The 25,463-nt window shown below is 52.2% G+C and carries 20 protein-coding genes, 1 rRNA gene and 1 riboswitch; all 21 genes read left to right on the forward strand.

What is annotated here, in order from left to right; genetic code table 11:
- Positions 1 to 135: 135 nt before the first annotated feature.
- The 21 genes from rrf to A3849_RS18230 all read left to right on the forward strand — a co-directional run bounded on the left by rrf (position 136) and on the right by A3849_RS18230 (position 24,929).
- Positions 136 to 252, forward strand: a 5S ribosomal RNA gene (rrf, locus tag A3849_RS18130).
- 263 nt (positions 253 to 515) lie between these two features.
- Positions 516 to 1,256, forward strand: a complete 741-nt coding sequence (locus A3849_RS18135; protein ID WP_143191854.1) for an acyl-[acyl-carrier-protein] thioesterase — start codon at positions 516 to 518, stop codon at positions 1,254 to 1,256.
- Between the two features lie 214 nt (positions 1,257 to 1,470).
- Complete coding sequence (locus tag A3849_RS18140) at positions 1,471 to 3,609, forward strand: DNA topoisomerase III (protein WP_074112690.1); 2,139 nt, start codon at positions 1,471 to 1,473, stop codon at positions 3,607 to 3,609.
- 394 nt (positions 3,610 to 4,003) lie between these two features.
- Positions 4,004 to 5,266 carry an MFS transporter gene (locus tag A3849_RS18145; protein WP_256700818.1) on the forward strand — a complete coding sequence of 421 codons (1,263 nt, stop codon included), beginning with the start codon at positions 4,004 to 4,006 and terminating at the stop codon, positions 5,264 to 5,266.
- Positions 5,267 to 5,346: 80 nt separating this feature from the next.
- The gene (locus tag A3849_RS18150) at positions 5,347 to 5,610 is read left to right on the forward strand and encodes a DUF1294 domain-containing protein (protein ID WP_074102819.1); all 264 of its coding nucleotides are present in this window, start codon (positions 5,347 to 5,349) and stop codon (positions 5,608 to 5,610) included.
- A gap of 26 nt (positions 5,611 to 5,636) precedes the next feature.
- A complete protein-coding gene (locus A3849_RS18155; RefSeq protein ID WP_074112691.1) occupies positions 5,637 to 6,071 on the forward strand; it encodes a universal stress protein in 435 nt (144 codons plus the stop codon).
- A gap of 158 nt (positions 6,072 to 6,229) precedes the next feature.
- A riboswitch (purine riboswitch) is annotated at positions 6,230 to 6,331 on the forward strand.
- Between the two features lie 244 nt (positions 6,332 to 6,575).
- On the forward strand, positions 6,576 to 7,061 hold the full coding sequence (gene purE, locus A3849_RS18160) for a 5-(carboxyamino)imidazole ribonucleotide mutase (RefSeq protein ID WP_074112692.1): 486 nt from the start codon (positions 6,576 to 6,578) through the stop codon (positions 7,059 to 7,061).
- Positions 7,058 to 8,350, forward strand: a complete 1,293-nt coding sequence (purK, locus tag A3849_RS18165; RefSeq protein ID WP_256700819.1) for a 5-(carboxyamino)imidazole ribonucleotide synthase — start codon at positions 7,058 to 7,060, stop codon at positions 8,348 to 8,350. Before purE ends, purK begins: the two co-directional genes overlap by 4 nt.
- A 6-nt stretch (positions 8,351 to 8,356) precedes the next feature.
- Complete coding sequence (gene purB / locus A3849_RS18170) at positions 8,357 to 9,652, forward strand: adenylosuccinate lyase (RefSeq protein WP_074112693.1); 1,296 nt, start codon at positions 8,357 to 8,359, stop codon at positions 9,650 to 9,652.
- A gap of 405 nt (positions 9,653 to 10,057) precedes the next feature.
- A complete protein-coding gene (locus tag A3849_RS18175; RefSeq protein ID WP_074112694.1) occupies positions 10,058 to 10,948 on the forward strand; it encodes a phosphoribosylaminoimidazolesuccinocarboxamide synthase in 891 nt (296 codons plus the stop codon).
- A 63-nt stretch (positions 10,949 to 11,011) separates the two neighbouring features.
- The gene (gene purS / locus A3849_RS18180; RefSeq protein ID WP_019913657.1) at positions 11,012 to 11,257 is read left to right on the forward strand and encodes a phosphoribosylformylglycinamidine synthase subunit PurS; all 246 of its coding nucleotides are present in this window, start codon (positions 11,012 to 11,014) and stop codon (positions 11,255 to 11,257) included.
- A gap of 5 nt (positions 11,258 to 11,262) precedes the next feature.
- Positions 11,263 to 11,952, forward strand: a complete 690-nt coding sequence (gene purQ, locus A3849_RS18185; protein WP_074112695.1) for a phosphoribosylformylglycinamidine synthase subunit PurQ — start codon at positions 11,263 to 11,265, stop codon at positions 11,950 to 11,952.
- On the forward strand, positions 11,930 to 14,176 hold the full coding sequence (purL, locus tag A3849_RS18190) for a phosphoribosylformylglycinamidine synthase subunit PurL (RefSeq protein WP_074112696.1): 2,247 nt from the start codon (positions 11,930 to 11,932) through the stop codon (positions 14,174 to 14,176). Before purQ ends, purL begins: the two co-directional genes overlap by 23 nt.
- Positions 14,161 to 15,657, forward strand: a complete 1,497-nt coding sequence (gene purF, locus A3849_RS18195; protein ID WP_074112697.1) for an amidophosphoribosyltransferase — start codon at positions 14,161 to 14,163, stop codon at positions 15,655 to 15,657. Before purL ends, purF begins: the two co-directional genes overlap by 16 nt.
- Positions 15,658 to 16,383: 726 nt before the next feature.
- The gene (gene purM / locus A3849_RS18200; protein ID WP_074112698.1) at positions 16,384 to 17,424 is read left to right on the forward strand and encodes a phosphoribosylformylglycinamidine cyclo-ligase; all 1,041 of its coding nucleotides are present in this window, start codon (positions 16,384 to 16,386) and stop codon (positions 17,422 to 17,424) included.
- Entirely contained in the window at positions 17,424 to 18,038 is a 615-nt protein-coding gene (gene purN / locus A3849_RS18205; protein ID WP_178382732.1) for a phosphoribosylglycinamide formyltransferase, read from the forward strand. Before purM ends, purN begins: the two co-directional genes overlap by 1 nt.
- A gap of 315 nt (positions 18,039 to 18,353) precedes the next feature.
- Positions 18,354 to 19,901: a bifunctional phosphoribosylaminoimidazolecarboxamide formyltransferase/IMP cyclohydrolase gene (gene purH, locus A3849_RS18210; RefSeq protein WP_074112700.1), complete on the forward strand. Its 1,548-nt coding sequence runs from the start codon at positions 18,354 to 18,356 to the stop codon at positions 19,899 to 19,901.
- 22 nt (positions 19,902 to 19,923) lie between these two features.
- Positions 19,924 to 21,189, forward strand: a complete 1,266-nt coding sequence (gene purD, locus A3849_RS18215) for a phosphoribosylamine--glycine ligase (protein ID WP_074112701.1) — start codon at positions 19,924 to 19,926, stop codon at positions 21,187 to 21,189.
- Between the two features lie 273 nt (positions 21,190 to 21,462).
- A complete protein-coding gene (locus A3849_RS18220; protein WP_074112702.1) occupies positions 21,463 to 22,776 on the forward strand; it encodes an SEC-C metal-binding domain-containing protein in 1,314 nt (437 codons plus the stop codon).
- Between the two features lie 239 nt (positions 22,777 to 23,015).
- Positions 23,016 to 24,434, forward strand: coding sequence for a helix-turn-helix domain-containing protein (locus A3849_RS18225; protein ID WP_306010716.1), 1,419 nt, complete (start codon positions 23,016 to 23,018; stop codon positions 24,432 to 24,434).
- Positions 24,435 to 24,671: 237 nt separating this feature from the next.
- Entirely contained in the window at positions 24,672 to 24,929 is a 258-nt protein-coding gene (locus A3849_RS18230; RefSeq protein ID WP_074112704.1) for an aspartyl-phosphate phosphatase Spo0E family protein, read from the forward strand.
- The last annotated feature ends 534 nt before the right edge of the window (positions 24,930 to 25,463 follow it).

Consider the following 25,463-nt stretch of genomic DNA (forward strand, 5'->3'; position numbering starts at 1 on the left):
GTGGAAGCACGGTAACGTGTGGAGCTGACCAATACTAATCGGTCGAGGGCTTATCCAAATCTTAAAACGCAGATTCGTTTCGGATTCAGTTTTCAGGAATGAAGGTTCCTGAAGCATTTACGCTGTAAATGCCCGTTTGGTGGCGATAGCGGAGGGGTTCCACGCGTACCCATCCCGAACACGACCGTTAAGCCCTCCAGCGCCGATGGTACTTGGACCGAAGGGTCCTGGGAGAGTAGGACGTTGCCAAGCACATGAAGCCATTGTTGAGTCATCGACAATGGCTTTTTTGTTGTTTTATTAAGTAAAAGATTTCTTCAGGAATTAAGATTTGTAGATATTATAGGTGCTAAGAAGAATAGTGTGAAAACTTATCCACATGTGGATAAGGGAAGTATTAATACAATGTAAGTCAAAGTACTCCCCAGTTTATGTGGATAGTGTAGAATAATTGTGGATACAAAGATTTTTTGATACTAAATTTAACGTTTTTGCGTTACAAAGGAGATAGCATAGTGGATAAATTAAATAATCTTCTGTGGACAGAGCAATTTGAGGTTCAGGCAAGCGATACGGATTGCCGTTCGCAGGCAAAACTCTCTTTCATTTTAGAAATATTGCAGCGTACAGCTGACGCAGCTGTTAACGCACTGGGCTTGAGTCTGGAAAAAATGCTGGAGAATGGAATGGGCTGGATGCTGATTACTTTGGATCTTGAGATCCGCCGTATGCCGCGGCTAAATGATCAGTTAACAGTGCACACATGGAGTAAAGGAACCAAAGGAGCATTGTGGCAGCGGGATTATCGGATTTACGACAAGAATGATATAGAGGTTGCTGCAGTGCGTTCTGTCTGGGCTTTAGTGGATATTGAAAAGCGGAAGATTTTGCGGCCAGCTGCTATACCGGTGCCTGTGAACCACTATAGTGGTGATTCAGTAGGCATTATGCCGGATAAGGCAACGATTCCAGATGATATAAGTCTTCAAGAGGCATATCCCTACAAGGTAAGGTTCAGTAGCCTGGATAGTAATTTGCATTTGAATAATGCGAGGTATGGCGAAATCTGCTGTGATGCTCTTTCTTTGGAGGAATGGGGAGTCAAGGAGTTGAAGCGTTTCCGGATAACCTATGTACAGGAAGCTAGGTTAGGCGATGTACTTCAGATACAGCGTTCCGCCTTAACGAATGAAGGAATATATATGCAGGGTTCAGGAGGAGATAAAGTATTTTTTACAGCTTGCCTGGAATTCTGAGGAATCTAAAAGACCGTGCCGGTTGCAAATATAGTCGTTGTTACAGGGTAGCAACTCAGTCGGTGGTATAAATATACTATTTGAGGCCTAGACTGCTCCTTTTAGTTCAAGGATAGGATATTTACTATAATAAGAGATGCCTACTTAGCCAGATGAAATATTTGGACTTTGGGATCATGGTATAATAGGGTGTTGTCAGGGAAGGGAGAGAGCGATGAAGGTATTGGTACTTGCTGAGAAGCCGTCAGTTGCGCGTGAAATTGCGCGGGTGATGGGTTGTGGGAACAAACAGAAGAGCTATATTGAAGGACCTAAATATGTGGTTACTTGGGCTTTGGGGCATTTAGTGGGCCTAGCTGAGCCCGAGGACTATAACAATAAATATGCCAGTTGGGTATTGGAGGATTTGCCGATTCTGCCGGATAAGGCAAAGCTGAAGGTGCTGCGGGAAACGAACCAGCAGTATAAGGTTGTGCAGCAGCTGATGAAACGGCAGGACATTGAAGAACTGATTGTGGCTACGGATGCTGCGCGTGAAGGCGAACTGCTGGCGCGCTGGATCATGAATATGGCTGGCTGGAAGAAGCCGTTCCGGCGGCTCTGGATCTCTTCGCAGACGGATAAGGCGATTAAGGAAGGGTTTGCGTCGCTCCGTCCGGGCCGGGATTTCGACCGTCTGTATGAATCGGCCCGTTGCCGAGCTGAGGCGGATTGGATGATCGGGCTTAACGTGACCCGGGCGCTGACCTGCAAGTTCGGCGCACCACTATCTGCTGGCCGGGTACAGACACCGACTCTAGGAATGATTATGGACCGGGAAAATGAAATTACCAGCTTCCGTTCTCAAGAATATGACCAGTTGACGGCTGATTTTGGCAGCTTCCAGGCAGGCTGGCGGGCCCAGGGCGGGGATGGGCGTATTTTTGACCGGGATACAACGGCAGTGCTGAAAGAGAAGCTCACTGGACGCAGCGGACGAATTACCAAGGTGCAAAAAAGTGAGAAAAGTGAACCGCATCCGCTGGCTTATGATCTTACGGAGCTGCAGCGTGATGCGAACCGTAAGTTTGGCTTCTCGGCCAAGCAAACCTCCAGCGTACTCCAGAAGTTATATGAGCAGCATAAGCTGGTAACCTATCCACGTACGGATAGCCGCTATCTGACTTCCGATATGACAGGTACGCTCAAGGAAAGGCTGGACAGCGTAGCTGTTGGGCCCTATGCACCATTGGCAAGACCATTGCTGCGCAAGCCATTGCCGATTACTAAGCGGATTGTAGACGACAGCAAGGTGAGCGATCACCATGCGATCATTCCTACGGAGCAGACTGTACTTTTAAATCAGCTAAGTGCTGAGGAACGGAAGCTCTACGATCTTATTGTGCGGCGCTTCATTAGCCTGTTCTATCCAGCGGCGCGATATGATGCAGTTGCTGTAACCGTTAGCGTGGAAGGCGAGAGCTTCCATGTCAAAGGAACAACGGTAAAAGATCCAGGCTGGCGCGAGGTCTATGGCGGAGATATGAGCAGCGATGATGAAGAAGAGAATGCTGCAGATGAACCAGCTCCGAGCAGTGTGAAACTGCCGGAGCTGCGAGAGGGCGAAGCCGTTACCGTTCAGCGCTGTATGATCCGGCCAGGCCGGACGCAACCGCCGAAGCGCTACAATGAAGCATCACTGCTGACACAGATGGAGAAGCATGGGCTGGGAACACCAGCTACACGCGCTGACATCATCGAGAAGCTGGTCAGCTCCGATACGATTGAACGCCAGGGCAATCTTCTTCATCCGACAGGTAAGGGCAAACAGCTGATCGGGCTGGTGGCAGGACAACTGCGTACACCGGAGCTGACAGCGCGCTGGGAGGCGGAACTGGAGAAGATCGCCCGCGGACAGGGACGGCCGGAACCTTTTCTGCAAGGGATACGCAGTATGGCCCAGGAGCTGGTGTCTGGTGTGAAGAACAGTGGTGCGGAATACAAGCCGCATAACGTCTCGAGCAGTCACTGTCCTAACTGTGGAACGAGAATGCTGGAGAAGAAAACCAAGCGCGGTAAGCTGCTGGTCTGCCCGGCAGATGACTGCGGATATACCCGGGCTGGAGAGAAGCAGCTGTCTAACCGCCGATGCCCGCAATGCCACAAGAAGATGGAGCTTAAAGAGGGTAAAGCTGGTCTCTATGTCCAGTGTCTCGGATGCGGAATAACGGAGACCATGGACAAGGATCACAAGCATATCAACAAGCGCGAGCAGCAGAAGCTTGTACAGCAGTACAGCAAGCCTGAAAGTGTGGGATCTAACCTGGGGGATCTGCTCAAAGCAGCGATGGAAGCCAAGGAGAAGGGCAAATAGGCAGATACGCAGATACTCAAAAAACAGGAATTCCACGACCAGACTGATGTGAGTAGAGTGTGAGCTGGTTTTGGTATATATCATTAATGCAAAGAAGATTGCGGGAGGTATAGCAGTCTTCTTTTTTTGGGGAGTTAACGGAACGGACTATCGTGGAAGGACGACGAATGGGGACCAGACAGGCTTGAAAAAGAATTAAGATTAATTTTTTTCAGGATTTATTAAATTCTAATGTAGAGAAATTCACCCTATAAATGTGTTATGTTTCATGACATCTATTTTCTGTGCTGCGTGCAGAGCAGATAATTATTCTGGACTGTCCAATACAAACCAGATATGTTTTACTTAAAGTTGAAAATGAGAAAGATAGCTTATTCGGGAAAATAGATAATGAGTGGGTGATTGTGTGGTAGCGGATCACGGGCGGATTGATGCAAAACAAACGGCGGGAATTCAGGCAGGCTGGGGCGGGAGCCGTTTTTTCTTTTTGATAATTGTGTTTATGTTCTGGTTCTCATCTTATATCTATGTTCCGGTGCTCTCCCCGTATGTGGAGCATTTGGGGGCCTCTTATGTAATGGTAGGAACGGTCCTTGGGATATATGGGCTGATGCAGATTCTGTTCCGGCTGCCAATCGGCATAGGCTCGGATGTTCTGAACCGGCGTAGGCCGTTTATCTATCTGGGACTGATCGCAAGCGGCTCCAGCTGTCTGCTGTTCCTCGCGGGTGCAAGTCCTGGCTGGGCTCTAGCCGCACGGGCGGTTTCCGGAATTGCTGCCTCAGCTTGGGTTGTCTATTCGGTGATGTTTGCCGGATATTTTCCGAAGGAGCAGGCTGGAAGAGCCATGGGTATGCTGCAGTTCACAACGGTGATTGCACAGCTGGCAAGCATGATGATCAGTGGATACATAACAGAGCATTGGGGTTGGAATGCCCCGTTTATCATTGGCGGAGTGGTTGCGGCGGCTGCACTGTTATTAGCACTCCGCTTGCCGGAACAACTGCAGGACAAACGCGAAAATACGATAAAGATCAAGGACCTTGCTGAAGTAATCAAGGAACCGCTGCTGGTCAAAGTGTCGCTTTTATCAGTGCTGGCGCATTGTGTGCTCTTCATTACGATGTTCGGTTATACCCCGAATCAGGCGCTTGCCATTGGAGCGAGTAAGGAAAGCTTAGGTTGGCTTACGCTGGCCTTCATGCTGCCCCATGCGGCAGCTACGTTATATGGTTCCCGCTGGTTCGGCAGGCTGCTCGGAGACCGCGGAACGCTGCTGCTTGGTTTTGCCGGAAGTGCACTGTTCACTCTGCTAATTCCGTCAATGCCGACACTCATTGCTCTGTGCGCGACCCAGGTGGGGAATGGTTTTATGCAGGGGCTGATCTTTCCTTTGCTGCTGGGCAAATCAGTCTCCGGGGTGGCTCCGTTCAAACGGGCGACGGCAATGGGGTTCTATCAGGCAGTGTATGCTATTGGTATGTCGGGTGGACCTTTTGTGGCGGGATGGATGAGTTCAGCTTATGGATTAAAGGGTGGTTTCTGGCTGGGAGGGATCGCGGGAGCTCTTGCCGCATTGCTCTCCTGGGTATGGATCAGGGATGCGGGCAGAGCCGGTGACCAAGTCAGGCAGTCAGAGCAGAAACTTGGCAGCTGATGTAAGGGTTATTGGTTTTTTGTCCAAAAGGGTAATATAATATACAGTAGATAGGCTGTGTGGAGGAGGGGCTGGAAAGCATGGTCCAGGTTGTATTGCTGTGGTTCGCACTGATTAATATTATCGGGTATGTGGTCATGTCCGAGGACAAGAACAGGGCCCGTAAGAGACGGGACCGGGTGCCGGAAAAAACTTTGTTTTTGCTGGCATTCATGGGCGGAGCGCTGGGTGTTCTTATCGCCATGTACCGCAAACGTCACAAGACCAGGCATACTTCCTTCAGGATTGGAATTCCGCTCTTGCTGCTGCTGAATATCTTGCTCTATGGTTACTTTTTGGGATAGACAAAACAGAAGAAGAGGTGGCGTACATGTTATTCTCGAAAATTTTGCTGGCCTATGACGGTTCCAAGGCTTCCAATCAGGCGCTGGAGCGCGCAATCGAACTGGCTAAGGTAACTCCGGGCTCTTCCCTTTACGTCGTACACGCTTTCGAATTCCCGCGGTTTTTTATCGGGGAAGCTCTCGCGCCTCTGCCGGCATCAGTGAACAAGGATTATTATGATTTGGCGGTACAAACCACCGAAGAAGTGAAGAGCCGTCTGGAAGCGGAAGGACTGAACGCAACGGTTGAGCTGCTGCAGGGATCTCCTGCTGAAGTGATATTGAGTTATGCTAAGGAGCATGGTGCGGATGTAATCGTGATCGGCAGCCGCGGGCTTGGCGGAATTCGTGAATTCGTTCTGGGCAGTGTCAGCCACAATGTAGTTCAGAGTGCACGCATTCCGGTTTTGGTCGTTAAATAATATAATTTCCTGGAGGAGCGCTATGCGTTCCCCTTTTTCTTATAGGCAGCTAAATCCCGTGCCGGCAAGAAAATCCAAATGTGCCCAAAAGCGAACGTTTCATCTCCTTTATATGACAATGTTCGTGTTTAAGTTGACATGAAGTGTAGGCCATTGTTAAGATGAACCTATGAAGAGCTCGTATAAAACCGGGGATAGGGCCCGGAAGTTTCTACCCGGTAACCGTAAATTGCCGGACTACGAGGGAATAGGATGACTAGAACGGCCGTCAGCGCCGCCTCGTGCCCGGGGCGGCGAGCTGTGCGCTTGTCCCTGTTACATGCCGCTGCAGCCATATATCCGATGCGGCACTCCTAATTCCTGCAGTAGTCTGGGTCCACCCGCAGCAAAATGCGTTTGGAATCCGGGCTTTTTTTTTCGGATTTATGGAAAACTGAATGGAAACAGGACAAACTTATAGCAACATGAGTCTCTAAAATAGAGAAGCGGAAGGTAGGTTGAATCATGTCTGTGCAGGTTGGTGTCATCATGGGCAGCAAATCAGATTGGGAAACGATGGAGCAAGCATGTCTTGTGCTTGAGGAGCTGGGCATAGCGTATGAGAAAAAGGTGATCTCGGCACACCGCACACCGGATCTGATGTTCCGCTACGCCGAAGAGGCAGCAGGCCGCGGTCTACGCGTGATTATTGCAGGGGCAGGCGGAGCTGCGCATCTGCCAGGTATGGTGGCAGCGAAGACGATGCTGCCTGTGATCGGTGTCCCTGTGCAGTCCAAGGCGCTGAACGGCCTGGACTCGCTGCTCTCTATCGTGCAGATGCCGGGAGGCATCCCGGTAGCCACGGTAGCGATTGGCCGTGCTGGAGCGACCAATGCGGGGCTGCTTGCCGCACAGATCATCGGCGCGTTCGATCCTGAGGTGCAGATCCGGGCGCAGCAGCGGCGCGATGCCATTCAGCGCGAAGTGCTGGAAAGCAGCGAGAGCCTATGAGGCCGGAAGAGCTGAAGGCAGATGGCTCCGGCATAACGGGGCAAGGGAGCCGGGAAATGCTGCAGGCAGAGGGTAAAGGGATTGCTGCTCCGGCAGACACGGGCGTGACAGGTGCAGGCACACCCCGGACGCTCCTGCCAGGAGCAACCATCGGCGTGCTCGGCGGCGGGCAGCTCGGGCGTATGATGGCGCTGGCCGGCAGCGCCATGGGCTATCGCTTCGTGGCGCTGGACCCCGCGCCGGATGCGCCCTGCGGACAGGTGACGCCGCAGATTACAGCGGCGTACAACGACCGGGACGCAGCGCGTGAGCTGGCGCAGCGCGCAGACGTCATCACGTACGAGTTCGAGAACGTCGACGCGGGCGTGGCCGCGCTGCTGACGGCAGAGTCGTACGTGCCGCAGGGCAGCGCGCTGCTGTATACGACGCAGCACCGGCTGCGCGAAAAAGCCGCCATCGAGGCAGCGGGCGTATCCGTTGCCCCGTACCGCAAGGTCGGCAGCCTGGCGGAGCTTACGGCCGCGGCTGCCGATCTGGGCCTGCCCTGTGTGCTGAAGACAGCCACAGGGGGGTATGACGGCAAGGGACAAGCCGTCATCCGGCACTCTGAAGAGCTGGAGGCCGCTTTCCGGCAGGTAGTTCCCGGAACGCCTGCCGGGGGGGCGCTACCTGAGCTGGTGCTGGAGAAATTTGTCGCTTTCCAGTGCGAAATTTCTGTGGTTGCCGCCCGGAGCGCCTCCGGCGAGGTCAAGAGCTTCCCGCCTGCGGAGAACATTCACGTGAACAACATCCTGCACCTGTCCATCGTACCAGCAAGAGTGCCTGAGGAGATTCAGCAGCGGGCCTGCGAGCTGGCCGAACAGATTGTTGCCGGGATGAATGCCGTTGGACTGCTGGCCGTGGAAATGTTCGTGACCGAAGAGGGCGAGTTGTTCGTGAATGAGCTGGCGCCGCGTCCGCATAATTCCGGGCATTATACGATGGACGCCTGCGTAACCTCGCAGTTCGAGCAGCATGTGCGTGCCATCTGCAATCTGCCGCTTGGCGACACCTCACTGCTGACCCCAGTGGTCATGGTGAACGTGCTTGGCCAGCATCTGGACGGGGCTGTTCAGGCAGTCAGCACGGTGAATGAAGAAGCAAACCGGCTTGGTGTAGCACCCAAGCTTCATATATATGGCAAGACCGAGAGCAAAACCGGCCGTAAAATGGGCCATATCAACCTGCTCTGCAAGGATACCGGCGACGGGCTGTCCTGGGTAGAGCAAACTAAACTTTGGAGGAACTGACCAGATATGATCGAACGTTACAGCAGACCTGAGATGCGGGCCATTTGGACCGAAGAAAATAAATTCAACGCGTGGCTGGAAGTGGAGATTTGTGCCTGTGAGGCTTGGGCCGAGCTGGGAGTAATCCCGCATGAGGATGCCGCGAAGCTGCGGAAGGATGCCAAATTCGACATCGACCGCATTAATGAGATTGAGCTGGAAACGCGCCATGATGTGATTGCTTTTACCCGTGCGGTATCCGAGAGCCTGGGTGCGGAGCGCAAATGGGTGCATTACGGACTCACTTCCACGGACGTTGTCGACACGGCGCTCGGCTACCTGCTGCGCCAGGCCAACGAAATCCTGGAGAAGGACATCGTGAACTTTATTGAAATTCTCAAAGACAAGGCGCTGGCATACAAAGACACTCCGATGATGGGACGCACCCATGGCGTGCATGCAGAGCCAACTACCTTTGGTCTCAAAATGGCACTCTGGTACGAGGAAATGAAGCGTAACCTGGAACGTTTCCGCCATGCTGCGAACGGTGTGCAGTTCGGCAAAATCTCCGGCGCAGTCGGCACCTACGCCAACATTGATCCGTCTGTTGAAGAATTCGTCTGCCGCAAGCTCGGCACCAGCCCGGCGCCCATTTCTACACAAACGCTGCAGCGTGACCGTCACGCCGAATATATGGCTACCCTGGCGCTCGTCGCCACGTCCCTGGACAAGTTCGCCACCGAGATCCGGGCACTGCAAAAGAGCGAAATCCGCGAGGTGGAGGAAGCTTTTGCCAAAGGCCAAAAGGGTTCCTCGGCAATGCCGCACAAACGCAATCCCATCGGCTGTGAGAACATCTCCGGCTTGTCGCGCGTCATTCGCGGCCACATGGTTACTGCTTACGAGAACGTGCCGCTGTGGCATGAACGCGATATCTCGCACTCCTCCGTGGAGCGGATTATCCTGCCGGATGCAACTATGCTGCTGAACTACATGCTGAACCGCTTCGGCAACATTGTGAAGAACCTGACCGTATTCCCGGAAAATATGAAGCGCAACATGAACCGGACCTTCGGCGTACCGTTCTCCGGCCGTATTCTGACCAAGCTCATCGACAAAGGCTTCAGCCGTGAGCAGGCTTACGATACCGTGCAGCCGCGGGCGATGCAGGCCTGGGAGGAACAAACCCAGTTCCGCGATATCGTTGAAGCTACCCCGGAAATCACTGCCGTACTTAGCCCGGAAGAGATTGAGGATGCTTTTAATCCTTCTTGGCACCTTAAGCATGTGGACACCATCTTCCGCAAGCTGGAGCTTATTTAATAAAGGTAAGTTAGTGGTGAACTGAGGAGCTCGAGAATAATACGAGCGGAAAGCAGGACAGTTGTTGTTCAGGAGCGTTAGCGACAGAATTAAAGGCGAATTGTCGGTTAATGAGGAGCGGAAAGAAATTTTGGAACTGGAGAAGCGTCAGCGTTCGCCTGAAAGCTTTCCGTAGGAAAGCTCGCTTCGGAAGCATATGCTATGGTCAGATTTCTACCGCAGCTTGCGGTTAAATCAGAGAAATATGACCATAACAGCGATCGGAAGTCCAAACATTTCTTGCAGTGAACCTATTAACCCCAAGGAGTATTCAATTTTGTGGATTCGAATCGAAGAAAAGAAGACGTCCCAGCTCTTTTTGCTCAAGTATATACGCAAGATCATTAGTTCAAGGGAGGAAAGGTCATGGCATACCCTGCCGTATCCACGGCTGTGGATCTGGTAAATGCACCGCTGCTCTACAAAGGTAAGGTCCGCGAATTATACGATCTGGGGGAAGAAATGCTGGTCGTCGTCACGGACCGGATATCCGCATTCGACTATGTCCTTGATCCGGCGGTGCCGGAGAAAGGCAATGTGCTCAACCGCCTCAGCGCCTTCTGGTTCGGATTAACCAAGGAACTGATGGAGAATCATGTCGTTCATATCGATGTGGACCAGCTGGGAGAGATCGCAAAAGACCGGGAGGCGCTCAAAAACCGTATCATGGTCGTCCGCAAGGCGGAACGAATTGATATTGAATGCGTCGTGCGCGGCTGCATCACCGGTGGAGGCTGGCGGCAATATCAGGAGACTGGGAAAGTTAACGGAATCGAGCTTCCCCCAGGCTTGCGCAAAAATGCAGTACTGGCCCAGCCGATTTTCACCCCTGCTGCCAAAAATGATGTCGGTCATGATGAGGATATCCCTTTTGAGAATATGCAGGAGCTGATTGGTGCTGAGCTGGCACTGGAGTTGAAGGAGAAGAGCCTGAAGCTGTTCGCTTTTGCCAGAGAATACTGTGAAGAGCGCGGTATTATCCTGGCGGACTGCAAATTCGAGTTCGGTCTGCTGGACGGCAAAGTGATCCTGATCGATGAGATTTTTACACCGGATGCTTCACGCTTCTGGGCTAAGGATAACTACGCACTGGATATTGAGATCGACAGCATGGATAAGGAGCCGGTCCGGACCTACTTGTCCGCATCCTCTTGGGATAAGAACAGTACGCCTGACCCGCTGCCTATTGAAGTAGTGGAAGAGACAACACGCCGTTATCTGGACATTTATCATCGTCTCACCGGCAAGTCTTTATAGATTGTAAGTGGTCATAGTTACGCCAAGTCAAGCTCATTAAATTTTAGGAGGAACTACAAGCGTATGTTAAAAGCGACAGTCTATGTCACCATCAAGAAAAGTGTACTCGATCCCCAAGGTGTAGCCGTGCAAGGAGCGCTGCATTCCGTAGGTTTTCAGGAAGTGGAGAGCCTGCGGATCGGCAAGTATATGGAACTGACTCTGGATACTGATAACCGCGCTGAAGCGGAAGGACGCCTTAAAGAAATGTGCGAAAAGCTGCTGGCCAACACGGTGATCGAGGATTACCGCTACGAATTGGAGGACTAAAAGTCATGAAATTTGCTGTACTTGTCTTTCCGGGCTCCAATTGTGACATTGACTGCTACAAAGCTGTAGAAGACAGCCTTGGTGAGCCTGTAGATTACGTGTGGCATACGGCGACGGATCTGTCGGACTATGACTGCATTATTGTACCAGGCGGTTTCTCTTATGGTGATTATCTGCGCTGTGGCGCGATTTCCCGGTTTGCTCCGGTCATGGCCGAAGTGGCCAAAGCGGTAGAACAGGGCAAATACGTGCTGGGCATCTGCAACGGGTTCCAAATTTTGACCGAAGCAGGCTTACTGCCGGGAGCTCTTCGCCGCAACATGTCGATGAAGTTCCGCTGTCATGATTCGGTGCTTAAGGTGGTTAATAACACTACCCCGTTTACTATTGATTATACGAAGGATGAAGAGATCGTCATTCCAATCGCGCACGGTGAAGGCAACTACTACTGCGATGAAGAGACTCTGGCCGGACTAAAAGCTAACAATCAGATCGTCTTCACTTACAGCGATAACCCTAACGGTTCTGTGGAACATATTGCGGGCATTTGCAATGTGCAGGGCAATGTAGTTGGCATGATGCCTCACCCGGAACGCGCGGCGAACAGCCTGCTGGGTTCGGAAGACGGCAAACGGATGTTCACATCCATTCTCAAGACATGGAGGGATCGTTATGACGCAGCAAGTATCCGTTAAGGAGCCGACCGCAGAGCAAATCGCGGAGCAGAAAATCTACAGTCAATTCGGTGTGTCGGACAGCGAATATGAGCTCATCACTTCTTTCATGGGCCGCAAGCCAAACTATACGGAAATCGGTGTATTCAGCGTAATGTGGTCTGAGCACTGCGCCTATAAGAACTCCAAACCGCTGCTGGGCCGTTTCCCTACAAGCGGACCGCGTGTACTGATGGGACCTGGTGAAGGTGCGGGAATCGTAGACATCGGTGACAACCAGGCAGTGGTATTCAAAATCGAAAGCCATAACCATCCGTCGGCAGTTGAACCTTATCAAGGAGCGGCAACCGGGGTGGGCGGAATCATCCGCGATATTTTCTCCATGGGTGCAAGACCGGTAGCGCTACTCAACTCCCTGCGTTTCGGGAAGCTTGAGAGCGACCGGGTAAAATATTTGTTCGAGCATGTGGTATCCGGTATCGCAGGCTACGGTAACTGTATCGGAATTCCTACTGTAGGCGGCGAAATTATGTTCGACAACAGCTATGACGGCAATCCGCTGGTCAATGCGATGTGTGTCGGACTCATTGATCATGATAAAATCCAGCGCGGTGTCGCTAAAGGTGTGGGCAATCCGGTGTTTTACGTTGGTCCGCCTACCGGACGTGACGGGATTCACGGGGCAACCTTTGCCTCTGTTGAGCTGAGTGAAGAATCGGAAGCCAAGAAGACGGCAGTGCAGGTTGGCGATCCGTTTATGGAAAAGCTGGTCATGGAATCCTGCCTGGAGCTGATCGACAGCGGCATCGTGCTGGGCATTCAGGATATGGGCGCAGCCGGATTGACCTGTTCCAGTGCTGAAATGGCAAGTAAAGCGGGCAATGGTCTTGAACTCTATCTGGATCAGGTGCCACAGCGTGAAGATGGTATGACGCCTTACGAAATGATGCTCTCTGAATCACAAGAGCGGATGCTGTTTGTGGTAGAGCCTAAGGATGAGGCTCAGGCACAGGAGATTTTTGACCGCTGGGGTGTCATTTGCCGCAAGGTGGGCAAGGTAACGGATGATGGACGTCTGAAGCTGTTCCATCACGGCGAGGTTGTCGGTGATATGCCTGTAACGGCTCTTGTGGATGAATGTCCGATCTACAACAAACCTTCTGCAGTTCCTGCGTACTATGAGGAGAACGCTACGGTTGACACGCTGCGCTATGACGAGGTAACTGATCTTGGCGGCGCACTGCGCACTATACTGGCTTCACCGACAGTGGCAAGCAAAGCATGGGTGTATAACCAATATGATTATATGGTACGGACCAGTACTGCGGTGCGTCCAGGCTCGGATGCGGCAGTGGTAACGATTCACGGCACACGCAAGGGCCTGGCAATGACTACAGACTGCAACGGACGTTATGTTTATCTGGACCCTGAAGTGGGCGGACGCATTGCGGTAAGTGAAGCGGCGCGCAACATCGTTTGTTCCGGGGCGAAGCCGCTGGCGATTACGGACAACCTGAACTTTGGCAGTCCGGAGAAGCCGGAGATTTTCTGGCAGATGGAACGGGCGGTAGACGGGATGGCTGAAGCCTGTCGTGTGCTGGATACGCCGGTTATCGGCGGGAATGTCAGCTTGTACAACGAAAATGCTGCCGGCGCCATCTATCCGACCCCGGTTGTTGGTATGGTGGGACTGGTTGAAGATACCGATCACATTACTACACAAGCCTTCAAGCAAGAAGGCGATGCTATTCTGCTGCTGGGTGTAACCAAAGCAGAGCTTGGCGGAAGTGAGTTCCAGTATGCCGTACACGGTCTGACTGAAGGACGTCCGCCAGAACTGGATCTGGCTACTGAGCAAAAGCTGCTGGATGCTGTGCTTGGCACCATTCGAAGTGGATTGGTCCGCTCGGCGCATGACCTTTCGGAAGGCGGTTTAGCTGTAGCGCTGGCGGAGAGCTGTATTAGCGGTTCGCTCGGCGCGAATGTGGAGCTGTCTGCTGGCGGACTGCGCCCGGATGTGGCGTTGTTCAGCGAGAGCCAGTCCCGCATTGTGCTGACATCGGCACCTGACCGTGCAGAAGAGCTGAAAGCAGCCATAACTGCTTACGGTGTACCGGTTGAAATCATCGGCACCGTCGGTGGCGACAGACTTCGTGTGTCTCTGGATGGCGCATCCGCGCTGGACGAGGCGGTAGCAGCATTAAAAACCACTTGGGAGGATGCTATTCCATGTCTTATGAAATAAAGACCGGGAACAAGCAGGAGACCCCTATCCTGTGGACCGGCGACTTTTACAACGAAGGAACGGGCTCGGGAGATATTTTTGACACACTAAAAGAAGAATGCGGCGTCTTCGGGGTCTTCGGACACCCGGAGGCCGCCTCCATGTCGTATTACGGCCTGCACGCTCTGCAGCACCGGGGAGAAGAGAGCGCAGGCATCTGCGTGGCAGATGGACGCGATTTCAACTACCACCGGGGGATGGGACTGGTCAAAGAAGTGTTCGACAAGGACAAAATCGCCTCGCTGATTGGCAATATGTCCATTGGCCATGTGCGCTATTCCACCAGTGGCGACAGCCGGCTGACTAATGCGCAGCCTCTGGTCTTCAAATACCGTGACGGGGATCTGGCGATCGCCACCAACGGGAACATCGTCAATGAGCCGCTGATCCGTAAGCAGCTGGAGCAGGGCGGATCAATTTTCCAGACCACAAGTGACACGGAAGTCCTGGCGCATCTGATTGCGCGGTCGCAGAAGGATTTTGTCGAAGCTACCAAAGATGCGCTTAAGCAGCTCGTAGGAGGCTTTGCCTTCCTGCTGATGACAAATGACAAGCTGATCGTAGCATCCGATACGCATGGCCTCCGCCCGCTAGTGATGGGACGTGTAGGTGAAGCTTATGTTTTCGCTTCAGAATCCTGCGCACTGGAGGTCATTGGTGCTCAGTTCGTCCGTGACATTGAACCCGGGGAATTGCTGGTGCTTGATCAGAACGGCTTCAAGGAAGACCGTTTCGCCGAGCCGCAGCGCAAAGCACTGTGTGCCATGGAGTATATTTATTTCGCCCGTCCCGACAGCGACCTGAACGGCTCCAACCTGCACTCCGCCCGTAAGCGGATGGGCAGCCGTATGGCCCTGGAAGCGTTCGTGGATGCAGACATCGTAACGGGGGTACCGGACTCCAGTATCTCAGCAGCCATTGGCTATGCTGAACAGACGGGTATTCCTTATGAGCTTGGCCTCATCAAGAACAAATACACGGGCCGGACCTTCATTCAGCCTAGCCAGGAACTCCGTGAGCAGGGCGTAAAGATGAAGCTGAGCGCAGTCCGCCGCGTCGTTGAAGGCCAGCGCGTAGTCATGATTGACGATTCCATCGTGCGCGGCACTACCTCGCGCCGGATCGTCAACCTGCTGCGCGAAGCCGGAGCAACCGAAGTCCATGTGCGGATTACTTCACCGCCATTCAAGAATCCTTGCTTCTACGGGATCGATACACCGGACCGCCGCGAGCTGATCGCCTCTTACAAGACGATTGCCGAAATGTGCGAAGAGATCAATGCTGATTCCCTGGCGTTCCTCTCCCCGGAGGGCCTGATTCAGTCCATCGGAGGGTATAACAGCGGGGATTACAAAGGCGGCCTGTGCCTGTCCTGCTTCGATAATGATTATCCGACGCAGGTGGATTTCGGCGGGGAAGAGAAGGACGGATGCAGCTGTTAGACATCCCCCTAAGTCCCCCTTGCAAAGGGGGATTCCGAAGGGCGCTGCCCTCCGGCCACCCGAAAGTTTGGCGGTAGGAGTTTGCTTTTAACTTTCTAAGAGGGCGTGGGTGCAGGTGCCCGCTTTGTCCTGCGGACACGCTTAACGGCGCACCGCGCCCTGGCGGCATGCTGCCTCGCCGGGCTCGAAAGCTCAAGCCCCCGTCCTGTTTGCTCCGCAAAATCGGGGGTGCTCACGCCCGAGGAGCGCACGGCTTCGCCCCGTGCGCCAACACCGAAGGCCCGAGCCCCCGTCCTGTTTGCTTCGCAAAAGCGGAGGGCTCTCGCCTGAGGAGCGCACGGCTTCGCCCCGTGCGCCAACACCAAAGGCTCAAGCCCCCGTCCTGTTTGCTCCGCAAAAGCGGGGGTGCTCTCGCTAAAGGAGGCGCTTGGCTTCGCCAAGAGCGCCGACTGACTGCCCTGTGCAAGGCGCGTAAGTTCGGCTTGCGGCCGGGTTTGAACCCGGTGGTTGGAGTGATGGAGAGGAAGTTTGGAACTGGAGAAGCGTAGCGCTTGCCTTTATGGGTGGATTTCTACCGCGAAGAGCGGTTCAAATCAAAGAAATCCAACCATAACAGCAATCGGAAGTCCAAACATTCCTTGTAATCACGATAATAACCACCCCAGCTTCAAATCCCTGCCGCCCCGACCACACGCGCTCTAAACTAATTCAAATGAGGTGTCCCAAGTGTCAGAAGCTTACAAAAACGCCGGAGTGGATATTGCGGCTGGCAATGAAGCGGTTGAACGCATGAAGAAGCATGTGAAGCGCACGTACCGTCCGGAAGTCATGACGGAGCTGGGCGGCTTCGGAGCGCTCTTTGGTCTCAATAAAGACAAGTATGAAGAGCCGGTGCTCGTATCGGGAACCGATGGGGTGGGCACGAAGCTCAAAATCGCTTTCGCTGCCGACCGCCACGACACGATTGGTATTGATGCCGTAGCCATGTGTGTGAATGATATTGTAGTACAGGGTGCAGAGCCGTTGTTCTTCCTCGATTACCTGGCCTGCGATAAGGTGGTGCCGGAGAAGATCGAGGCCATTGTTGCCGGGATCGCTGAAGGCTGCCATCAGGCAGGCTGCGCACTGATCGGCGGCGAGACTGCGGAGATGCCGGGTATGTATTCAGCAGGCGAATATGATATCGCCGGATTCACGGTGGGTGTGGCGGACAAGGCCAAGCTGGTAACAGGTGCGGACATTGCGCCTGGAGATACAGTCATTGGTCTGGCTTCCAGTGGGGTGCACAGCAACGGGTTCTCGCTGGTGCGTAAGCTTTTGCTGGAGGAAGATGGCTATGAACTGAGCGCTGTGATTCCAGAGCTGGGCGCTCCGCTGGTAGATGTGCTGCTTGCACCTACCAAGATCTATGTGAAGCCGCTGCTGGCACTGCTGGAGCAGCTCCCGGTCAAGGGGATGGCGCATATTACCGGAGGCGGGTTCATTGAGAATATTCCGCGTGTACTGCCGGACCATGTGAATGTTGAGATCAACTACGGCTCCTGGCCGATATTACCGATTTTCGATTTGATGCAGAAAAAGGGCAATGTGAGCAACCGGGATATGTTTACCACCTTTAATATGGGCGTAGGTCTGGTGATGGTTGTAGCTGAAGCGGACGGAGAGCGTGCACTGGAGCTGCTGAAGGCTGCCGGAGAAGAAGCTTACCGGATTGGCACCGTAACGGAAGGGGAACGTATCGTTACCTTTACGGGAGCTGAAGTCTGATGCAGTGGAGCCGGATCGCTGTTTTTGCCTCCGGGCAGGGCAGCAATTTTGCCGCACTGGCAGAGGCGGAGCGGGCAGGACTGCTTGGCGGAGGCCGAATTGAGCTACTTGTGTCCGACAGACCAGAAGCGCCAGTGGCGAAGCGGGCAGAGGAGGCGGGGATTTCCTCCCTCCTGCTGCGGCCAAAGGATTTTGCAAGCCGTGAGCTATATGAGGCTGAGATTGTAACTGAACTGAAGCGCCGGGACATCGGTCTGATTGTTCTGGCCGGATACATGCGGCTGATTACCCCGGTTTTGCTTGAACCTTATGGAGGACGGATTATTAACATTCATCCTTCGCTTTTGCCTGCGTTTGCCGGTAAGGACGCTATTGGCCAGGCTCTGGATTATGGCGTTAAGCTGACGGGAGTCACCGTGCATTTTGTCGATGGAGGGATGGATACCGGTCCGGTTATTGCCCAGCGCAGTGTGGTCGTCAATGCTGGCGACACGCCGGAGTCACTGGCAGAACGCATCCATAAGATCGAATATGAGCTGTATCCCGAGGTTGTGCGTGCATTGGCTGAGGGGAAGGTTACGCTGGAGGGCAGACAGACCATTATCCGCGAATAGCATATTGGTCCGGGATGTGTCCAAGAGGCAGCTTCATAAGCGCATGAATCGACTTTCTCAGACGAGCCTGACCTGTTCTGATATTTCTCGGGAAATATTGCACAAGCGTGGAGCAGATGTCGAGCAGCAGGAGGGTTATGTGCGAATTTTGTTGTGTGAATAGAGGTCCAAACATTCCCTGCAGTTACGCCCAGAACCCATTAGGACCACCCAAAGTTCAACTTATAATGCTAAGGTCAATTTTCACATAGCAGTGCTTCAGTACCGATTCACCTGTAACTAAATTCAGCATCATCCGGAGGGGGACTATTCAAAGTGAGCATCAAAAGAGCGCTGGTCAGCGTATCGGACAAACAGGGCATCGTGGATTTTTGCCGCGAGTTGTCTGCATTGGGCGTAGAAATCATTTCCACAGGCGGCACTAGCACCCTTTTGGCCAAAGAAGGCGTACCGGTCATCGGCATTTCTGATGTGACGGGCTTTCCGGAAATTATGGATGGACGTGTTAAAACACTGCATCCGGCTGTACACAGCGGCCTTCTGGCGGTTCGTGACAACGAGGAGCATACGCGTCAGATGCAGGAACTGGGTCTGGACTACATCGATCTGGTCGTGGTAAATCTCTATCCGTTCGCGGAGACGATTGCCAAACCGGATGTATCGTATGAGGAAGCCATCGAGAACATCGATATCGGCGGACCGACGATGCTGCGTTCGGCGGCGAAGAACCATGCCTTTGTCAGTGTGGTAGTGGATGCAGCTGATTATGCTACCGTGCTTGAGGAAGTACGCGCAGGCGGAGATACGACTCTCGAGACCCGCAAACGTCTTGCGGCAAAAGTGTTCCGCCACACGGCGGCTTACGATGCCCTGATCTCCGATTATCTGGCGAATGTCACCGGTGAACCGCTGCCGGAGCGCTATACGGTAACCTACGAGAAGATTCAGGATCTGCGTTACGGGGAGAATCCGCATCAGAAGGCTGCCTTCTACCGCAAACCTCTAGCTGCCAAGGATACACTCACGGCCGCGGAGCAACTGCATGGCAAAGAGCTCTCCTACAACAACATCAATGATGCCAATGCGGCTCTGCAGATTGTGAAGGAGTTCGAAGAGCCGGCTGTTGTAGCAGTTAAGCATATGAATCCTTGCGGCGTAGGCGTTGGGGCAAGTGTATATGAAGCTTATCAAAAAGCTTATAATGCCGATCCAACCTCCATCTTTGGCGGAATTGTAGCCGCGAACCGGATTATTGATGCCGATACGGCCAATATGCTGAAGGATATTTTTCTGGAAATCGTGCTGGCCCCGGGCTTTACCGACGAAGCGCTGGAAATTCTCACGAAGAAAAAGAACATCCGGCTGCTCAAACTCGGCAATCTCAGCACGGCTGCAGCCCGGAAATCGAGCTTTGTGGTGACCTCTATTGAAGGCGGCATGGTTGTTCAAGAGAGCGATGTGCATTCCGTCAATCCTGAGGAGCTGCAGGTAGTAACTACCCGTAAGCCAACAGAGGAAGAATTGAAGCAGCTGCTATTCGGGTGGAAGGTCGTTAAGCATGTGAAATCTAACGCGATTGTGCTGGCGGCAGATGATATGACAGTCGGCGTAGGCGCAGGCCAAATGAACCGTGTCGGTGCAGCGAAGATTGCCATTGAGCAAGCCGGGGAGAAAGCTAAGGGCTCCATACTCGCATCCGATGCCTTTTTCCCGATGGGCGATACGCTGGAAATGGCAGCAAAAGCAGGGATAACCGCAGTCATTCAACCAGGCGGTTCCATCAAGGACGAGGAGTCCATCAAGGTTGCTAACGAATATGGTATTGCCATGGTCTTCACCGGCGTTCGCCATTTCAAACACTAGAACGCTGGGAGGACTCATTTCAATGGATATTTTAGTAGTGGGCGGGGGCGGCCGGGAGCATGCCATCATCTGGAGCCTGTCCCGCAGTCCCAAAGCCGGCAAAATCTACTGTGCACCCGGCAACGCCGGGATTGCACAGCTTGCGGAATGTGTACCGATCGACGTGTTCGAGTTCGATAAGCTGACCGCTTTTGCCAAGGACAAGAACATTGACTATGTCGTTATCGGACCGGATGATCCGCTTGCCGCAGGCATAGTCGATGCATTTGAAGCGGAACATATTCCTGTATTCGGCCCCCGCAAGAATGCGGCGGAAATTGAAGGCAGCAAGACCTTTATGAAGGACCTCCTGCATAAATACAGCATTCCTACCGCAGCCTATGAGAAGTTCAGCGATTATGAGGCTGCACTCGCCTATTTACGCAGCCAAGGACTGCCGATTGTCATTAAGGCGGACGGGCTGGCGGCCGGAAAAGGTGTGACTGTGGCCTATTCCCGTGAAGAAGCGGAGCTTGCCCTGCAGGATATCATGGTGACCAAGGTGTTTGGGGAAGCCGGTGCACAGGTGGTCATTGAGGAGTTTCTGGCCGGACAGGAAATGTCGATTCTTGCCTTTGTTGATGGAGAAACTGTGCGTCCGATGGCTGCTGCACAGGACCACAAGCCTGCATTTGACGGTGACAAAGGTCCCAATACAGGCGGAATGGGTACTTATTCACCTCTGCCCCATATTGACGAGGCCATTATTCAGGAAGCCGTGGAAACGATTATTAAGCCGACTGCACGGGCAATGGTGGCAGAAGGCCGTCCATTCAGCGGCGTCTTGTTCGCCGGTCTGATGATCTCTCCGGAGGGCAAACCGAAGACCATTGAATTTAACGCACGCTTTGGCGATCCCGAGACACAAGTCGTGCTTCCAAGATTAAAGAGTGATCTGCTGGAGATCTTCCTTGCGGTAACCGAGGGAAGACTCGCAGATATCGAGATTGAATGGAGCGAGGAAGCCGCGGTATGCGTAGTCTTGGCTTCTGAAGGATACCCGGGCCCTTATCCAAAAGGAGTGCCAATTTCAGGGCTCGGGGACCACTCCAATGAGCTGGTTTTTCATGCCGGAACTGCGCGTACGGAAGATGGGACATGGGTGACCAATGGCGGACGGGTGCTGGGCGTAGTTGGCATGGGAGCCAGCATTGCCGAAGCGCGTTCAGCAGCATATGCCAGTGCGGCAAAGATTTCATTTCCCGGAATGCACAGCCGCACCGACATTGCTATGAAGGCATTGGTCTGAGGACAAAGAACTGTATTAGAGAACCCTTTTACGCTATTAGTCCTAAAAAAGGACTGACAAGTGATAGAAGAAGTGCTATAATACAACTCGTACGGGGGAAAAATGTGCGGATATATACAGATAAAGGGTCTTTCCTTTCAGGAAAGGCCTTTTTTAAATCATTAGAAATGCAAGTCATATAGAATGCCTCGTGCCCGGAAATGATACCTGTAGTGCTAAAGCAGTAATACGCTCATGCGAATGGTTAGTTACAGATTTAAGGGGGAATTACTTTTGAGTAAGGTTGGAAGAAATGACTTGTGCCCATGCGGAAGCGGGAAAAAATATAAGAGATGCTGCCTGGACAAGGAATCCTCTGCAGTAGAATCCATCTTGCGGCTGGTAACAACGGGGGAAGCGGCCGCACAGGAGGCGGCAGCCTTGCTGCCGGAAATGGAAGAGGCAGTCCAGGAAACCGCAATTCGGCCTGAGAACAAGCTTACCCTGACCAAGCTGAAAAAGATGGTGGCTCGTGAACTAAAATGGGAGCACCCGGCTCACGAACAGTTGGCGTTGCAGCTTATCGAGAGTATGAGAAATCAATACGAGCGGGAGCTGATTTTTGAAGCCCTGGTGCTGTGGAACGGGTATTCCCGCCAGACCAGACCTGCTGTAAAGAAGACAGGCTCCTTCTGTGCGGCAATCGAGTATCTGCTGTCTGAGGAATACGGCTTCAATATTACACAGGCCGATCTCGCTGACAAATATGAGGTCACGACGGCTACTATTTCACGCAAGGTCAAAGAAATGCTTAACTATATCGAGGAGTATGGCATGGGCGGCGAGGCAGATGAGCTTTTGGCAATGAACGGCCCGGGCACACCCAAGGATAAAGCCCAGGCTCTGCTGTACAAAGCCATGGAAGCAACGTCCTCCAAACGGAGAATACAGCTGGCGCAGACTGCACTGGACCTGTATCCCGACAGCTCAGACGCCTATCTGATCCTGGCTGAAGAATCGGAGAATGAGCATGACGCACGGGCTCATCTCAAGGCGGGGATCGCTGCAGGTGAACGAGAGCTGGGTGAACTCTTTTTTGAGAAGAATAAGGGATACTTCTGGGGTCTTCATGAGACCCGTCCATACATCCGGATTTGTAAAAGCTATGCTGAATCCTGCTGGTTTGGCGGCAATGCCAAAGAAGCAGCGCAAATCCTGGAGCATATTCTTGAGCTGAATACGGAAGATAATACCGGTGCGCGTTATCTGCTTGCTGCCGTATACCTGTATAGCAACCAGTTGAAGCAGGCTGAGCAGGTGCTGGAGAAGTTCGGCAAGGATGATGCTGCAGCTGCTTTTGCCTATGACCGCATCATTCTGGAATACAAGAAGAACGGAATCACCTCCCAGCTCAAAATGCTCTACCGCGTGGCACGGGGTGTGAACAAGCATGTGCCCGATTATCTGCTGGGTGTGAAGCGGCTGCCGCATAACCTCCCTGATTTTGTCGGAATGGGTGATTCCAATGAAGCGATTGAATATGTTATTATGCACTCCCGCCTATGGGCGAGCGTACCTGATCTGCTGAAATGGATGCTGAAGCAGTAGGGATGAACACAGAAATGTAAATCACAGCCGGATATGGCTGTGATTTTTTTGTGTTTTATGTCTGAATTTCGCGCGAAAAATGTTGCATTATATAACATGATGCAGAAAAAAGTAGAATGCAAAAAAAAGATTTGACCTGACAAGGGAATATGGTTATATTTGCAATATATTAGAAAATATTATCAAATGTTAGCGAAGTTACATCGGGAAATATCGCCATTGTGAAGCGGTTCTAAGGGGTGTTTTTTTTGAACCATGCAACCACGATTCGCACCGAGCTGGAGCGTTTTATCGAACGTGAGGCTCTGAGCTTCAGCCAGTTGGGAAAGCTTGCGGGGCTTAATGCAGGTACCGTGAGCTCTATTCTAAAGGGTAACCGGATTATGGGCGTGGATCAGCTGGACCGTATGACTGCTGTCCTCGGCTTGCCCAAAGGACATTTCTACGAGCAGTATATTCAGGAATGTATGGTTGAAGCCGTACCGAACTGGCGCAGAGTCAGACCCTTTCTCTACCGTTGTGCAGAGCTGGACAAGCTGGATTGTATCAAGCGGATTCTGCCGCTGCTCCTGGACAATCTGACCTATTCCCCTTTGCTGTTTGAGACGGCTGAGGAATTCTTCGTGGAAGGCAGACGCGCCGCAGCAATCTTGCTCTATGAGAGCGTTGCTCTGAGTGAGAGGAGGCAGCACTCCGAACGCCTGGCCTTTTGCCAGTATCGCCTGTTTACGCTTCGGTTAAGCAATAATCAGGAGGACAACCTCCAGTGTGCACTCCAGTTTGAGCCTTTTGTAGACCGGCTTGACGAAATCGATCAGCTTGATGCGCTTAGGGATCTGGCGAATACCTACCGTTCACTGAGGCGTTGGGACAAAGTGGAACCGATAGCCGAGGAGATGGAACGGCTAGCACGTATCCAGCTTTTTACGATACCTCAGCCAGCGAGGGCAAAACGGGAGCAACCTAAGAAACCTAAGAAACCGATGTTTGTATATCTGGCTTTCTCTTATCTGCTTCGTGGGAGTGTCTGCGATTCCAGGAACGATTATGAGCAGGGAATCCAATATACATACGCCTATGAAGACTTGAGCTGGGTCAAGGAAACCGATGAGGACACCTTGCATTGGCTGAAACTGTATAAAGGATGGGCACAGGCCAACATCTACGTATCCAAACTGATGCGCGGGGATGCAAGTGTGCTAGCCGATTATGTTTTCTATATCGAACAGAACAAGGACGAGCTTCTGGTTGGTTTATTAAATATTACAGAGGCGGCCAATCTGTTTGATCTCAATGTGGATCACATCCTGCAGTATTTTAGTTCTGAAATCAACGGCTACATGCAGATAAAACATCAAGAGGCTGTGGGTGTATATACGAAGCAAGTGGTCTCTGAGCAGCATGCCCGTTTTCTATACGGAGTGGCCCTGTACTATCTGAGACAAAGCCTATTCCAGATAGGTTTTGATTACTTATTGTCTAGTCTGTTCACGTCATCTCTCATCAACAACGAGACCCGTATTCTCGCCTGTGTGAGGTTATTTGAGAGATACAGAGCATTTGCACCCCATGAAATACAACATAGATATCAGAACCTATTAAAAGAGGAGGAAGAAGAACATGAAAAGAAAATTGGCATCCCTATTGGTCGTAGCTAGTTTTGCCCTGGTGCTTGTTGTTCCAATTCATTCGAGTACCTCACATTCCTTCGTCATTCAGTCCGATAATCATGGGGGTTAATCTATTACTATAGTTCTGGAGTAGACGATATAGCTCGGAAAAGGATCAGGTCTTTTGACTGGTCCTTTTTCAATTCTCCCCCAAAAATTATCTGAAAAAATTTTCACCCCGAAAAAGACATAGCCCTCTAAAATACTAAAAGAGGAGGGATAGAAGTGAGAGAAGAGGACTGTTTGAAACAAACCTTGGAACAAGCCCGGCAAGATTTGAACAATCTGCAATACAAGTACGATCTGGATCATCCGGCTGTGCTTCATCAATCGATGGTACTCGACGAACTGATTAATCAATACACCCGAAGCAACGTCGCCCAAGTGAAAAAAAGATCAGGTGCAGCCGGCAGCAGGCTGGCAGCCGAAGAGCTATGGCCAACGCATGCACAGCTGTACCGGACCGCAAACTCCGCATCCTAAAGGGGAGCGTGGAAGCACTCTACGCATTACACCGCCCTTCGCAGTTATTCTCTCTATCAGATGCACCAGCATACTTGGACATGCTCGAATGGAACAGCAGGTCGTTTACGCCGCAGGCTATTATTTGGAGAAAAAGCAATACAATACCTGCGGTGGTACAACGCCTCTGCTATAACCCCACCTTAAATTATTCTCCATAACCTCCCTGTTAATCAAATGTGACAATCTCCCTGACATAAACCTAATATAAATAGGTTTATATTCTTGTATAATCCAATAAACCGGCTTCGAATTAGGCGTTTACAAAGGTGAACGCTTGTTAAGGTATGCTCTTTTGGAGTGAAACGGTAGAGGGATATCAGCATCAAGGTCCGCGAACGGCTTCAGCGCGCTTCTGAGAATGTAGGGCAGATTACACAGGCATTGCCGGGAGAGAAGAGATCAAGCACAGCCCGGAGAGGACAATGCTTGAAAAAATGTCCTCGGAAGAGTATGTTACAAGAAGCAAATTGATAAGTTAGAGACAGTGAGGCG

The sequence above is a fragment of the Paenibacillus sp. P46E genome (genome assembly GCF_001909095.1).
Lineage (GTDB): Bacteria > Bacillota > Bacilli > Paenibacillales > Paenibacillaceae > Paenibacillus_AQ > Paenibacillus_AQ helianthi.

Excerpts from the sequence above, each read along its gene's own strand:
- purF (WP_074112697.1), top strand. The coding sequence starts at position 14,161 with ATGTCTTATGAAATAAAGACCGGGAACAAGCAGGAGACCCCTATCCTG.
- purE (WP_074112692.1), top strand. The coding sequence starts at position 6,576 with ATGTCTGTGCAGGTTGGTGTCATCATGGGCAGCAAATCAGATTGGGAA.
- A3849_RS18140 (WP_074112690.1), top strand. The coding sequence starts at position 1,471 with ATGAAGGTATTGGTACTTGCTGAGAAGCCGTCAGTTGCGCGTGAAATT.
- A3849_RS18155 (WP_074112691.1), top strand. The coding sequence starts at position 5,637 with ATGTTATTCTCGAAAATTTTGCTGGCCTATGACGGTTCCAAGGCTTCC.
- purQ (WP_074112695.1), top strand. The coding sequence starts at position 11,263 with ATGAAATTTGCTGTACTTGTCTTTCCGGGCTCCAATTGTGACATTGAC.
- purS (WP_019913657.1), top strand. The coding sequence starts at position 11,012 with ATGTTAAAAGCGACAGTCTATGTCACCATCAAGAAAAGTGTACTCGAT.
- purB (WP_074112693.1), top strand. The coding sequence starts at position 8,357 with ATGATCGAACGTTACAGCAGACCTGAGATGCGGGCCATTTGGACCGAA.
- A3849_RS18150 (WP_074102819.1), top strand. The coding sequence starts at position 5,347 with ATGGTCCAGGTTGTATTGCTGTGGTTCGCACTGATTAATATTATCGGG.
- purL (WP_074112696.1), top strand. The coding sequence starts at position 11,930 with ATGACGCAGCAAGTATCCGTTAAGGAGCCGACCGCAGAGCAAATCGCG.
- purK (WP_256700819.1), top strand. The coding sequence starts at position 7,058 with ATGAGGCCGGAAGAGCTGAAGGCAGATGGCTCCGGCATAACGGGGCAA.
- purD (WP_074112701.1), top strand. The coding sequence starts at position 19,924 with ATGGATATTTTAGTAGTGGGCGGGGGCGGCCGGGAGCATGCCATCATC.
- purN (WP_178382732.1), top strand. The coding sequence starts at position 17,424 with ATGCAGTGGAGCCGGATCGCTGTTTTTGCCTCCGGGCAGGGCAGCAAT.
- A3849_RS18175 (WP_074112694.1), top strand. The coding sequence starts at position 10,058 with ATGGCATACCCTGCCGTATCCACGGCTGTGGATCTGGTAAATGCACCG.